This window comes from Kosakonia sp. YIM B13588, from assembly GCF_042788165.1.
Taxonomy (GTDB): Bacteria; Pseudomonadota; Gammaproteobacteria; order Enterobacterales; family Enterobacteriaceae; genus Kosakonia; species Kosakonia sacchari.
In genome coordinates, this window is record NZ_JBHZPO010000004.1 from 1 (window position 1) to 12,593 (window position 12,593).

Below are 12,593 nucleotides of genomic sequence, written 5' to 3' on the forward strand. Positions count from 1 at the left end.
CAGAAGTGAAACGCCGTAGCGCCGATGGTAGTGTGGGGTCTCCCCATGCGAGAGTAGGGAACTGCCAGGCATCAAATAAAGCAAAAGGCCCAGTCGAAAGACTGGGCCTTTTGCTTTTCTACTGCAGCACCAAGCATGACGGTCGCACTCAAATCATTTTCCCCTGATGCGTAGTCCTTTGAGCATCAATAAGCTTAAGCACCATAGAACGTGAAAGGTAGCGATCAAGCCGTTCCTCTTCAAAAGCCAGACATCAAGCTCACTAACTTAGAAGTGAAAAGCGTAGCGCCGATGGTAGCATGGGGGTCTCCACCTGCGAGGGGCTGTAACTTCGGGCAAACAAGCAAGTACATAAGAAGCAAAGAACCGCTCGCATGTAAGCCAGTATTAGCTGGCGTGTCCCGGAATTTTTTAAGAAGCGCGCTCAGCCAGCTCAGTGATATCGGTAGCCAAAGAAATAAAGTCGGAAATGAACCTTTTGATAAGCATACTTCAGGACGTGCTTCTGCTTCGGCAATAAAAAAGGCCACCCGTATGAAGTGGCCTGTAATAATCATATAGAGATCAATGAATAACCTGCGACAAAAACGCGCGGGTACGTTCTGATTTCGGATTCGCGAAGAACTCTTCCGGCGGTGCTTGTTCAACGATTTCACCCCGATCCATAAAGATCACGCGATCGGCAACGGTACGCGCAAAACCCATTTCGTGGGTGACACACAACATCGTCATGCCGGACTGCGCCAGCCCAATCATGGTATCCAGCACCTCTTTTACCATCTCCGGATCCAGCGCTGAAGTTGGCTCATCGAACAGCATGATTTTAGGCTTCATACATAATGAACGGGCGATCGCCACACGTTGCTGCTGACCACCGGAAATCTGCCCCGGAAACTTATGCGCATGCTCGGCAATGCGCACACGTTCAAGGTAATGCATTGCCAGCGCTTCAGCCTCCTTTTTGGGCATCTTACGTACCCAAATCGGTGCCAGCGTGCAGTTTTGCAAGACCGTCAGATGCGGGAATAAATTAAAGTGCTGGAACACCATTCCCACTTCCTGGCGGATCTTTTCGATATTACGGATATCTTCATTTAACTCAATACCGTCAACGACAATGCGCCCTTGTTGATGCTCTTCCAGATGGTTAATGCAGCGGATTGTTGTCGATTTTCCAGAACCGGACGGGCCACAAAGCACAATGCGCTCGCCCTGTTTCACATTGAGATTAATATCTTTTAGTACATGGAACTGCCCGTACCACTTATTCACATTTTCGAGCGTAATCATCGCGTCGCCAGATTGCATAGTTGTATTACTCATGGGGATCCTCAGTGCGGTGTACGCCCGGTGTTAAAGCGCTTCTCCAGATGCTGGCTGTAGCGCGACATGCTAAAACAGAAAACCCAGTAAACTAAGGCAGCAAAAACATAGCCTTCGGTGGACATCCCCAGCCATGCAGGGTCGACCGTGGCTTGCTGTACGCTGCTGAACAGATCAAACAGGCCGATGATGATCACCAGACTCGTATCTTTGAACAGGGCAATGATGGTGTTCACAAGTCCCGGGATCACCAGCTTCAGCGCCTGCGGTAAAATCACCAGCCCTTGTGTTTTCCAGTATCCCAGCGCCAGAGACTCCGCCGCTTCATATTGTCCCTTTGGCAGCGCCTGCAAGCCGCCACGCACCACTTCCGCCACGTAAGCGGACTGAAACAAGATCACGCCAACCAGCGCACGGATCAGCTTATCGATACTGGTGCCTTCCGACATAAACAGCGGCAGCATTACCGAGGACATAAACAGCACGGTGATTAAAGGAACGCCGCGCCAGAACTCAATGAAAATGACCGATAACACGCGAACCACCGGCATTTTCGAACGGCGTCCCAACGCGAGCAAAATCCCCAGTGGCAATGCGCCAGCAATACCAACAGAGGCGATGATCAATGTCAGGGTCAAACCGCCCCACTGGCGGGTTTCAACACGTTCCAGCCCCAGGAAACCGCCAAACAACAACCACCACACGACAAGCGGATAAATCACCGCCCAGCAAGCGATATAGCGCCCGCGACGCGGCAGCGCCTTCCAGAACATCGGTGCGATAGAGAGCAGGCCAACGAGCAGCGCTACATTAATTCGCCAGCGTTGATCATGCGGGTAGAGGCCATACATAAACTGGCCAAAACGCTCGTGGATAAACACCCAGCACGCACCCGCTTTCGTACAATCAGCGCGCGTCGAACCAAACCAGTTCGCCTGAAATAGCGCCCAGTCCAGCAAAGGGGGAATCAACTCCCACATTAACCACAGACACAGAAGCGTCAGCAGCGAGTTTGACCAACTGGAGAACAGATTTTTACGTACCCACACTATCGCGCCATTGCTTCCGGCGGGTGTCTGGCGCGTGGAGGGAGACAGGATTGCTTTTGTCATCAAGGTTCCTTAGCGCTCAATCAGGGCAATACGGCGGTTATAGATGTTCATCAGCAACGAAATCGACAGGCTGATGAGCAAGTAAACCGACATGGTAATAGCGATAGTTTCAATCGCTTGCCCGGTCTGATTCAGCACCGTACCGGCAAACAGCGACACCATATCCGGATAACCAATTGCCGCTGCCAGCGAGGAGTTTTTTGCGATATTCAGATACTGGCTGGTCAGTGGAGGAATAATCACGCGCAGCGCCTGTGGAATAATCACCTGACGTAATGTCACTGGATTAGGCAAGCCGAGCGAACGTGCCGCTTCGTGCTGCCCATAGGGCACTGACTGAATACCTGAACGGATAATCTCAGCGATGAATGCGGAGGTGTAGACCGACAGCGCAATGGTGAGCGCGGCGAGTTCGGGGATCAGCACCATACCGCCCTGGAAGTTGAAGCCGCGCAGGTGCGGAACGTCCCAGTGCAGCGCTGCGCCAAACACCCAGTGCGCTACCAGCAGCAGCAGAATAATCAACCCCAGCGCGGCAGGCCATGTCCGGCGCAGCTGCCCGGTTTTGATTTGATGCATTTTATTAAAGCGAAACAGACCGACGGCGATAGCCACCGCCACGATTATCGCGCCCAAGAACGCCAGCATGCCCTCGCCCATTTGCGGGGAAGGGATATACAAGCCCCGGTTGCTCAGAAACACCAGCTCCATCGCGTTGACCGCCTGGCGCGGGCCGGGTAGGTTACGCAGCACGGCGAAGTACCAGAAAAAGATCTGCAACAGCGGCGGGATATTACGGAACGTTTCGATATAAATGGTCGATAGCTTCCGCAGTAGCCAGTTTTCCGACAGGCGGGCGAGACCAAGGAAAAAACCGAGGAACGAGGCGAACACAATACACAGCGCTGAAACCAGCAGCGTATTAAGTAAGCCCACAAGAAATACACGGCCGTAGGTGTCACCTTGTTCATAATCAATAAGATGCTGAACAATACCAAAACCGGCGGCGCGATCCAGAAAGGCAAAACCGGAAGTGATACCGCGGTTATTCAGGTTAGTAACGGTGTTGTGTATCAAATAAATGGCGACAACGACCACGGCGACAATCGCAAGGATTTGAAACAGCCAGGCGCGAACCGCAGGGTTAGAAAGGGAGATGGCACCTTTCACGGTTGGGCGGCGATGGGACATAGGAAAACCTCAGTAACCATGACTCTGGGCTGGGCGCCACGTAAGCGTAGCGCCCGTTACAGCACTTACGTATTAGCGCACTGGCGGAGCGTACTGAATACCACCGTTGTTCCAGAGGTTGTTCTGGCCGCGTTTGATTTTCAACGGGCTTTCAGAACCGACGTTACGTTCAAAGATCTCTGAATAGTTACCGACTTTCTTAATGATGTTGTAAGCCCATTTGTTATCCAGCTTCAGATCTTTACCGAAGTCGCCTTCTTTACCTAACAGGTGCGCCATATCCGGTGTTGCTGGGTTAGCGGCTTTCTCATCAACGTTTTTCGAGTTAACACCCATCTCTTCCGCGTTCAGCATGGCGAACAGCGTCCAGCGAACAATCGAGAACCAGTCATCATCACCACGGCGAACCACCGGCCCCAGCGGCTCTTTCGAGATCACTTCCGGCAACACGATCCACTCTGCCGGGTTGCTCAGTTTGATCCGCAATGCATACAGCTGCGACTGGTCGGAAGCGAGCGTGTCGCAACGGCCCGATTCCAGCGCTTTCGCGGATTCATCGGAACGGTCGAATGTCACCGGCGTATATTTCATTTTGTTGGATTTAAAGTAATCCGCCACGTTCAGTTCAGTATCGGTGCCTGCCTGAATACAAACGGTTGCGCCGTCCAGCTCTTTAGCGCTTTTCAGGCCCGCTTTGTTATGGGTCAGGAAGCCGATACCGTCGTAATAGGTGACGCCAGTGAATGACAGGCCCATGCCGCCATCGCGGGAAGAGGTCCAGGTGGTATTACGGGAGAGCATATCCACTTCGCCAGATTGCAGGGCGGTGAAACGCTCTTTGGCCGTCAGCGGGGTATATTTAACTTTCGTGTCGTCACCGAATACGGCGGCGGCAACGCCGCGGCAAACGTCCACGTCGATACCGGTGAATTTACCGCTCGCGTCCGCGTAGGAAAAGCCAGGCAGACCGTCGCTGATACCGCATTGTACGAAACCTTTCTTTTTAACGGCATCCAGCGTTGCGCCCGCATGTGCCTGATTTGCGACAGCAAATAGTACACCGGCAGCGGCCAGGCTGGCGATCATCATCTTTTTCATAATGCATCCTGTGTGGCGAAAATTTATCGTTATATAAGGCGTTCGGGAAACGCCTGAACCTGTCTGTGGCGATGGCCATACTCTTTAAAGCAAAGGTAGTGCCAGTTTTGCGCGTGGCGTTATTTGGCTAGCGCAGGCGCAATATTGAGAGTGTAGACAGGAAAAAATAAAACCATTGCCCCGTTGTGGTGCAAAAATACAACCTGCGCCACAAAACAGAGCAAAAAGGGGAGCCGCTAAGAGGTTAATAACAGATAAGTTTCTTGCGTGAATATAAGCAATATATTGATTGGTATCGCTTTGTGAAATGGGTCACGCAAAAATAGACAAAAAAAGATAAGCGGGGAAACCTGTCGGCTCAGATGAAATGATATTCGTGCTTATTTTTTAATTTCTGCCTGCTAATGGGGCTGAAAATTTACTTATGCAAAATTAACTGCACCTTAATAAAGCAAAAGCGCGGCGAACCGCGCTTTTTATAAGTATTTGCCTTTTTAAAACTATTTAGTCAACGCTACGATACCGAGCGTCAGACCGGCAATCGCCGCTGCGCCACCGGCAATGGCTCCGGCTGTTTCCCAGTTATCCTGTGTTGTGCCTTTCATACAGGTATTGGTATGTACCAGACGACCTTGATCGTCATACACCGGTACACAAGGAGAATCGTGGGCACAGCCTGCCAGGAATGTCGCCAGTAATGCCACGGAAATGAATTTTTTCATAATATTACCTCGAAATAATCACGATCCCCGATATCAATAATAGCGATACCTGTCCAGAACCGATAAGCCATATTTTACCATTCGCGTGCGCGAATTCCCCGGTGCAATAATCTCAAATTATGTGCTTTGTAAAAATCATGAAGATAAAACCGCGTCGCGGGTTAAATAGTGCAGAAAAGATGAAGGGTGAAATAAAAAATTCTGATGCAATGCGTAAGCGCTTGATTAAATAGAGATGTCCATGACATTATTTTTATAAGAATAATCTAGTTTGCGACTTTGGTAAAACAAAAGCGCCTGCTGGCGCTTTATTTAAATCAATCTGACTTCAGGAAAGCGTCTCGGGCGGAGGAAGTTTATTTCCGTAAGAAGTAATAGATTCTGCACTCACCGGTTTACCTAATAAATACCCCTGCAGCGTATTGCAGCCCAGCTCGGTAAGGAATTTTTGTTGTTCTTCCGTTTCCACGCCTTCTGCCACAACTTTTAAATTCAGTGTCCTGGCTAACGCCACGATGGCGGAGACGATGGTGGCATCTTCACCTTCCCGGCTTAACTCGCGAACAAATGCACGATCGATTTTTAATTCGCAGGCCGGAAGACGCTTCAGATATAACAGGCTTGAGTAGCCTGTACCAAAATCATCGATTGAGGCTTGAACGCCTGCATCTGTCAGCTCCGTCAACACGCGCACACTCTCATCCGGGTTGCTCATTGCGGTGGTTTCGGTCACTTCCAGGATTAATTTTTGCGGTGGCACATCATGCTTTTTCAGCGTCTCCATAATCGTTTCCACCAGGGTACTCTGCTCAAACTGCAGGGTGGAAAGATTCACCGCCACTGACCACTCAAGGTGCCCTATTTTGCGCCATTCGCCAAGCTGACGGCAGGCTTCATCCACTACCCAGTTACCGAGCGGCACAATCAGGCCGGTTTTCTCCGCCAGCGGCAAAAAAACATCCGGTGTGAGCACGCCCTGGTAGGGATGGTGCCAGCGCAGCAGCGCTTCGAATCCAATAACTGGCCCCGCAGGCGCTTTAAATTTGGGCTGGTAAACCAGCCGGAACTCCTGGCGCTCCAGTGCCATCCACAGATCATTAAGTAACTGCAACTGTGTTTGTGCCAACGTGTTCATCGACGGCTGAAAGAAGTGGTAACCGTTACGGCCCATATGTTTGGTGTGATACATCGCCGCATCGGCGTTGAACATCAGTTCCCGTTCGTTCTTGCCATCGTGTGGATAAAGCGCAATACCGACGCTCAACGTCACCATCACATCATAGGGATCGATAGTGAAAGGTTTATCAATCACGCGAACCAACGAACTGGCAAGCGTTGCCGCTTCATCTGGCGCGCTGACTTCCGCCAGCAGAACAAATTCGTCACCACCAATGCGTGCCAGCGTGTATTGCCCTTTTAATTTTTGCGTCAGGCGATCGGTCACCGCGACCAGCAATTTATCGCCAACATCGTGACCCCAGGCATCGTTGACAGTTTTGAAACCATCGAGATCCATAAACATCAGTGCGAAGAAAGAGCCTTCGCGTTTGGCTTTGTTGATGGCCTGTTCAAGGCGATCTTCCAGCAAAACGCGGTTAGGCAAACGCGTTAAGGTATCGTGCAACGCCAGCCGCGCCAGTTCACGGTTCGCAGCCGCCAGTGAGGTCGCCAACAGCGAAGTTCGCGCTTGCAGACGCGCATCGAACATCGACACCAGTAGCGTAATACCCAGCACTGAGAAAGCCATCATGCCGACCAATACGGCTAACCAGTTATTGTTAAAACCGTTATGGCCCATAACGTGCTGATGAGGGATTTGAGCCGCCATCATGCCGGTGTAATGCATACCAGCAATGGCGATACCCATTAAAATTGCCGCACCAAAACGCATCAACGCAACCTGGGCCGCTTCATGACGTAAATGGAAGGTGAGCCACAGTGCGGCGAAAGAGGCGACCAGCGCGATCACTAAAGATAAGGCGACCCAATTCAGATTCCAGATGATTGCCGGGGAGACCTGCAGCGCCGCCATGCCGGTATAGTGCATCGCTGCAATACCCAGGCCCATGACAATTGCGCCAGGGATCAGGCGACGCAGATGCAGATACGGGGCGCTCACCAGCCACAGCGCGAATAACGAAGAGCCAATCGCGATTACCATTGAGAGAGCAGTAAGAATCGGTTCGTAGCGCATATTCATCGACATGTTCATTGCCAGCATGCCGATAAAGTGCATCGCCCAGATGCCTATTCCCATCGCTACGCCGCCGCCGCTGAGCCAGATCCATGACGATCCCTGGCTGCTGGTGGAAACACGGCCTGCCATATTCAGGGCGGTATAAGAGGCCAAAATGGCTACGATAAAAGAAACAACAACAAGGATATAGTCGTATTGGCTATCCAGCATGGTGTCATCAACTCATTCACTAAGGGCGTTACGCATTACTACGATCGGACTGGCGAAAAGGGCTGAGACATTAGCATCGTATGGAGATGGCTCAAAATGATTTAAATCCCTGCGTTAATCAGGGTGATGGCTGCATTTTCGCGAATTTTCGCTACAAGCAACCACTTACAGATTATTGCAGTTAACCAGTTTGAGCGGATTTACGGAATTCATATTGCGGCACTTATCGATCTCGGTGGTCATATACTCAACCCAGTACATGATTAAGCTATCCAGCATGAGGATCGACAGGGCGAAAGCCACCAGCCACCAATACTTGCGAATCATTCCGTATCTCCCTTTCTTGCAACCATTTGTTGAAATATACACGAATCCGCAACCCCGGAATGACAGGGAAAGCGGGGTTTTTAGCGCTATTTCAGGCAATAAAAAAGGCGCTTTCCCATGCCGGTTAGCGCCTTTTTATCAATACAACTCACTGATTAAAAATCAGTTCATGCCGTATTTTTTCAGTTTTTTACGCAGCGTACCGCGGTTGATGCCCATCATCAGCGCCGCGCGGGTCTGATTACCACGGGTGTATTGCATCACCATGTCCAACAGTGGCTGTTCTACTTCAGCCAGTACCAGCTCATACAGGTCATTAACATCCTGACCATTCAGTTGAGCAAAATAGTTCTTCAGTGCCTGTTTTACCGAGTCACGGAGCGGTTTTTGGGTTACCTGATCCTGAGAGTTAACGGTAGAAACGGTCAGTACGTCAGAATTTACGCGTTGTTCGAACATAGTTCTGTCAGCTCTTTATTTCTGTTTACGCAAAATTTTCGAAGTATGCCTCCAACGCCTCCAGCTGTTCGCTGGCATTCTCAATGGCGTTGAATGTGCGCCGAAACTGGTCATTCGGAGCGTGCTCCTGGAGATACCAGGAGACGTGTTTGCGTGCGATTCGGTAACCTTTTGCCTGACCGTAAAAGTCATGCAGTTCCCGAACGTGCGCGCAAAGCAAGCGCTTAACCTCTGCCAAAGGCAGCGGGGCCAGCAGCTCCCCAGTGTCCAGATAATGCTGGATTTCCCGGAAGATCCAGGGTCTTCCCTGAGCTGCGCGGCCTATCATCAGGGCATCCGCCCCTGTATAGTCGAGCACAGCTCTGGCTTTAAGCGGGTCAGTAATGTCGCCATTCGCGATAACCGGAATGGAAACTTTCTGCTTAACTGCCCGAATACTGTCGTACTCAGCGTCTCCGTTGAACAAACAGGCGCGGGTGCGTCCATGAATGGTCAGAGCCTGAATACCACACTCTTCAGCCAGTTGGGCAATTTCTACGCAGTTACGGTGTTCTGGAGCCCAACCCGTGCGAATCTTCAGAGTGACAGGAACATCCACTGCATTAACTACCGAGGTCAGGATCGACTTCACCAGATCCGGGTATTGCAGCAGGGCGGAACCTGCAAGCTTGCGATTCACTTTTTTAGCCGGGCACCCCATATTGATATCAATAATCTGGGCGCCGCTTTCCACGTTAATACGTGCGGCTTCCGCCATTTCATCCGGGTCGCTGCCGGCAATTTGCACGGTGCGAATACCGGGTTCATCAATGTGCACCATCCGCAGTCGGGACTTGTCGCTTTCCCACACTTGCGGGTTAGAAGACATCATCTCGGATACGGTTAAACCGGCTCCCATCTCGTAGCACAACGTCCGGAATGGTCTGTCAGTAATGCCAGCCATGGGCGCTGCGATCAGGCGATTTCTGAGCTGGTGGTGTCCGATGCGCATGAGTTAAGAAATGACCATACTGTGACTGCAAGGCGGCGTATATTACGCATTTTTTGCACGAGATGAAAGGCCAAACTTTGAGCAATCCTCTGTTGTAGATCAAGGAATAGCCAGTCCACCGGGGCAATAAGCGTATTAAATCATGTTTTTCATAGGGTTATGCAAAAGATAAAAATTTCACATAACGCATAAATTCGCACAAGTTATCGTTTTTTCACGGGTGATATGCGGCTGAACTGCTGTTTTTTCAGACAAAAATGACGATTTTTGCGAAGCTGCTCGCAGTTTTCTCATCGGCATTTTGGCTGCTTTTTTCGACAGTTCAGCGCACTGGCTCCGCGAAACGTGGCCCGCAGGCCGCGTTCAGTTTTACCTTTTTTGTCCCGTGATACGGCACCACTCTTCTTTCTCGACCACCGGGTCAAGAGTAAAGAGCTCTGTATAGGCTTCGCATACGCTGTCTGCCTGGCTGGCAAGGATACCTGAGAGCCCCAGCAAACCGCCCTCGACGGGCAATACGCTGATTAACGGCGCCAGTTCACGCAACGGGCCAGCCAGGATATTGGCGACCACCACATCGGCTTTCATCGCGTCTGGCTGGTCTTTCGGCAGGTACAACTCGAGACGCTCGGAAACACCGTTGCGCTCGGCGTTATCACGGCTTGCCTGGATCGCTTGCGGATCGATATCAATACCGATCGCTTTTGCCGCACCCAGTTTCAGGGCGGCGATCGCAAGGATCCCGGAGCCGCAGCCAAAATCGATCACCGTTTTGCCGACAAGATCCAGACCATCGAGCCATTGCAGGCACAAAGAGGTGGTTGGGTGTGTGCCAGTGCCGAATGCCAGACCCGGATCGAGCATCACATTCACCGCATTGGCATCCGGAACGTCGCGCCAGCTCGGGCAGATCCACAGGCGCTCGCCAAAGCGCATCGGGTGGAAGTTATCCATCCATTCGCGCTCCCAGTCCTTATCTTCCAGTTGCTCAATTTTGTGGGCGAAACCTTCACCGAGCAGCGGGTGAAAAGCGAGTTGGGCAACAACTTCTGCCATCTCGGTTTCCGCGTCGAACAGGCCGATAACGTCGGTATCTCCCCACAGCCGGGTTTCACCCGGCAGCGGTTCAAATACGGGCGTGTCGTGCGTGTCCTGGAAGGTAATGGACACTGCGCCCGCTTCCATCAGAGCATCGCTCAGATCTTCCGCATTCGCGCCGGTGGTGTTCAGTTTCAGTTGGATCCAAGGCATGGCATAACTCTTTATTCATTAACAGAAATAGTCGGGGTTTGCTGTGCGGGTTGACCGAAACGGTTACCGACAATGAAGGCCAGCAAACTTAACAGCAGCGAGGGCACAATCGGATGGAAGCCCAGGTACTGAATATTAAAGGTGGCGAGCACGGCATACAGCGCACCGCCAACAATCATGGCGCTGAGCGCGCCGGTGGAATTAGCGCGATCCCAGTAAAGACCCAGCACCAATGGCCACAGAAATACCGCTTCAAGCCCGCCAAACGCCAGCAGGTTCAGCCAGATGATCATCTCTGGCGGACGCCATGCGGCCAGCATCATCAAAATACCGAGTACCAGCGTTGTAATGGTGGAAATGCGTTTTAAGCGTGGCTCATGACGAATTTTAGTCGGCTGCGCGCTTAACCACAGATCTTTGATGATCGTCGCGGAAGCCTGCAACAGATGCGCGTTGACGTTGGACATGATCGCGGCCATTGGTGCGGCAAGGAACAACCCTGCGGCCCACGGTGGCAACACTTCGACCATCAGTGTGGGAATGACCTGATCCGGCACCGACAGATTCGGCAGCACAGCACGACCCAGCGCACCTGCCAGGTGCATTCCCAGCATCAACAGCGCGATGACGATGGTGCCGATAATGATCCCACGGTGTACCGATTTGCTGTCTTTATACGAAATACAGCGCACAGCAGTATGCGGCAGACCGATAACGCCAAAACACACCAGCACCCAAAACGAGGTCATAAACGCCGGGGAAAGGATGTCGTGTGCGCCCTGCGGGCTAACCAGTTTCGGATCGATATGCTGCAAGGTGTCGACTGCGTTATGTAAACCGCCCGCCGCATGGATCACGCCGACCAGCAACACCAGCGTACCGATCAACATCACCATGCCTTGCATGGTGTCGTTCAGGACACTGGCGCGAAAACCACCAAACGCCGTATACAACGCGATGGTAATGCCGAAGATCAGCAGGCCCGATTCGTATTTGATGCCAGCCGCGGTCTCCAGCAGACGCGCGCCGCCGATAAACTGCACGGCAATCGCACCGACAAATGCCACAAGCAGGCTGACGCTGGCAATCCACACGACTGCGCGGCTCTGGTAGCGCGCCATCAGCATGTCGTTGAGCGTAATCGCATTGTAGCGACGCGCCAGAATCGCGAATTTCTTGCCGAGGATGCCCAGCGACAGCCAAATGGTGGGAACCTGGATCATCGCCAGCAGTACCCAACCAAGGCCAAATTTGTACGCGGCTCCCGGCCCGCCAATAAACGAACTGGCGCTGACATAGGTTGCGGTCAGCGTCATCGCCAGCACAAATCCGCCCATAGAACGGCTGCCAAGGAAGTACTCGCTCAGGAAAGTACCGCTGCTACGCTGGCGCATCGCATAGAAAGAGAGGCCGAAGACGACGATCAGGTAGATTATCAGCACGGCGATAATTTCAGTTTGCATCGTTATCCTCCAGAGAGATATCGCGGAAGATAAAGCGCACCATCGCCCAGCAAAGTAAAACAAATACCAGCGGCGTAAGCAGGCAGGCCAGTTCAAACCAACGCGGCAGTCCGGTGAAGCCCTGCTCTGTACCCGGTAGGTAAGCGCACACTAACCAGGCGGCAAGATAAAGAAGGGTCAGCCACAGCGCCCAGCGGGCTTCTTTGTGAGCCTGAACAAAACGGTTGTCCATTTTTGTCCCTTGTAAAT

Annotated in this window: 13 protein-coding genes; all 13 read right to left on the minus strand. The window is 52.0% G+C overall.

Features of this window, described 5'->3' with window-relative positions:
• Nucleotides 1-239: 239 nt before the first annotated feature.
• The 13 genes from ACFX4U_RS09060 to ACFX4U_RS09120 all read right to left on the minus strand — a co-directional run bounded on the left by ACFX4U_RS09060 (nt 240) and on the right by ACFX4U_RS09120 (nt 12,576).
• Nucleotides 240-557, minus strand: a complete 318-nt coding sequence (locus ACFX4U_RS09060) for a hypothetical protein (RefSeq protein ID WP_349350400.1) — start codon at nt 555-557, stop codon at nt 240-242.
• Nucleotides 558-564: 7 nt separating this feature from the next.
• Nucleotides 565-1,323 carry an amino acid ABC transporter ATP-binding protein gene (locus tag ACFX4U_RS09065; RefSeq protein WP_044489506.1) on the minus strand — a complete coding sequence of 253 codons (759 nt, stop codon included), beginning with the start codon at nt 1,321-1,323 and terminating at the stop codon, nt 565-567.
• Between the two features lie 8 nt (nt 1,324-1,331).
• The gene (locus tag ACFX4U_RS09070) at nt 1,332-2,435 is read right to left on the minus strand and encodes an amino acid ABC transporter permease (RefSeq protein WP_017457272.1); all 1,104 of its coding nucleotides are present in this window, start codon (nt 2,433-2,435) and stop codon (nt 1,332-1,334) included.
• A gap of 9 nt (nt 2,436-2,444) precedes the next feature.
• On the minus strand, nt 2,445-3,626 hold the full coding sequence (locus ACFX4U_RS09075) for an amino acid ABC transporter permease (RefSeq protein WP_313509320.1): 1,182 nt from the start codon (nt 3,624-3,626) through the stop codon (nt 2,445-2,447).
• 72 nt (nt 3,627-3,698) lie between these two features.
• A complete protein-coding gene (locus ACFX4U_RS09080; RefSeq protein ID WP_020455478.1) occupies nt 3,699-4,724 on the minus strand; it encodes an amino acid ABC transporter substrate-binding protein in 1,026 nt (341 codons plus the stop codon).
• Nucleotides 4,725-5,224: 500 nt separating this feature from the next.
• Complete coding sequence (locus tag ACFX4U_RS09085) at nt 5,225-5,446, minus strand: lipoprotein (RefSeq protein ID WP_017457276.1); 222 nt, start codon at nt 5,444-5,446, stop codon at nt 5,225-5,227.
• Between the two features lie 328 nt (nt 5,447-5,774).
• Nucleotides 5,775-7,853, minus strand: coding sequence for a bifunctional diguanylate cyclase/phosphodiesterase (locus ACFX4U_RS09090; RefSeq protein WP_313509317.1), 2,079 nt, complete (start codon nt 7,851-7,853; stop codon nt 5,775-5,777).
• Between the two features lie 165 nt (nt 7,854-8,018).
• Nucleotides 8,019-8,180, minus strand: a complete 162-nt coding sequence (locus tag ACFX4U_RS09095) for a DUF2556 family protein (RefSeq protein ID WP_020455476.1) — start codon at nt 8,178-8,180, stop codon at nt 8,019-8,021.
• A gap of 162 nt (nt 8,181-8,342) precedes the next feature.
• Nucleotides 8,343-8,639, minus strand: coding sequence for a DNA-binding transcriptional regulator Fis (gene fis, locus ACFX4U_RS09100; RefSeq protein WP_000462905.1), 297 nt, complete (start codon nt 8,637-8,639; stop codon nt 8,343-8,345).
• Nucleotides 8,640-8,664: 25 nt separating this feature from the next.
• Entirely contained in the window at nt 8,665-9,630 is a 966-nt protein-coding gene (gene dusB, locus ACFX4U_RS09105; RefSeq protein ID WP_044489505.1) for a tRNA dihydrouridine synthase DusB, read from the minus strand.
• A gap of 369 nt (nt 9,631-9,999) precedes the next feature.
• Nucleotides 10,000-10,881, minus strand: a complete 882-nt coding sequence (gene prmA / locus ACFX4U_RS09110; protein WP_200552384.1) for a 50S ribosomal protein L11 methyltransferase — start codon at nt 10,879-10,881, stop codon at nt 10,000-10,002.
• Nucleotides 10,882-10,892: 11 nt separating this feature from the next.
• The gene (panF, locus tag ACFX4U_RS09115) at nt 10,893-12,344 is read right to left on the minus strand and encodes a sodium/pantothenate symporter (protein WP_313509310.1); all 1,452 of its coding nucleotides are present in this window, start codon (nt 12,342-12,344) and stop codon (nt 10,893-10,895) included.
• Complete coding sequence (locus tag ACFX4U_RS09120; protein WP_017457282.1) at nt 12,334-12,576, minus strand: YhdT family protein; 243 nt, start codon at nt 12,574-12,576, stop codon at nt 12,334-12,336. The genes panF and ACFX4U_RS09120 overlap by 11 nt, the downstream gene beginning before the upstream one ends.
• Between the last annotated feature and the right edge of the window lie 17 nt (nt 12,577-12,593).

What these genes read in the sequence shown, in the direction of transcription:
- ACFX4U_RS09080 (WP_020455478.1), bottom strand. Translation starts at nt 4,724, where the DNA reads ATGAAAAAGATGATGATCGCCAGCCTGGCCGCTGCCGGTGTACTATTT.
- ACFX4U_RS09060 (WP_349350400.1), bottom strand. Translation starts at nt 557, where the DNA reads ATGATTATTACAGGCCACTTCATACGGGTGGCCTTTTTTATTGCCGAA.
- ACFX4U_RS09095 (WP_020455476.1), bottom strand. Translation starts at nt 8,180, where the DNA reads ATGATTCGCAAGTATTGGTGGCTGGTGGCTTTCGCCCTGTCGATCCTC.
- ACFX4U_RS09090 (WP_313509317.1), bottom strand. Translation starts at nt 7,853, where the DNA reads ATGCTGGATAGCCAATACGACTATATCCTTGTTGTTGTTTCTTTTATC.
- ACFX4U_RS09085 (WP_017457276.1), bottom strand. Translation starts at nt 5,446, where the DNA reads ATGAAAAAATTCATTTCCGTGGCATTACTGGCGACATTCCTGGCAGGC.
- ACFX4U_RS09075 (WP_313509320.1), bottom strand. Translation starts at nt 3,626, where the DNA reads ATGTCCCATCGCCGCCCAACCGTGAAAGGTGCCATCTCCCTTTCTAAC.
- fis (WP_000462905.1), bottom strand. Translation starts at nt 8,639, where the DNA reads ATGTTCGAACAACGCGTAAATTCTGACGTACTGACCGTTTCTACCGTT.
- panF (WP_313509310.1), bottom strand. Translation starts at nt 12,344, where the DNA reads ATGCAAACTGAAATTATCGCCGTGCTGATAATCTACCTGATCGTCGTC.
- prmA (WP_200552384.1), bottom strand. Translation starts at nt 10,881, where the DNA reads ATGCCTTGGATCCAACTGAAACTGAACACCACCGGCGCGAATGCGGAA.
- ACFX4U_RS09070 (WP_017457272.1), bottom strand. Translation starts at nt 2,435, where the DNA reads ATGACAAAAGCAATCCTGTCTCCCTCCACGCGCCAGACACCCGCCGGA.
- ACFX4U_RS09065 (WP_044489506.1), bottom strand. Translation starts at nt 1,323, where the DNA reads ATGAGTAATACAACTATGCAATCTGGCGACGCGATGATTACGCTCGAA.
- dusB (WP_044489505.1), bottom strand. Translation starts at nt 9,630, where the DNA reads ATGCGCATCGGACACCACCAGCTCAGAAATCGCCTGATCGCAGCGCCC.
- ACFX4U_RS09120 (WP_017457282.1), bottom strand. Translation starts at nt 12,576, where the DNA reads ATGGACAACCGTTTTGTTCAGGCTCACAAAGAAGCCCGCTGGGCGCTG.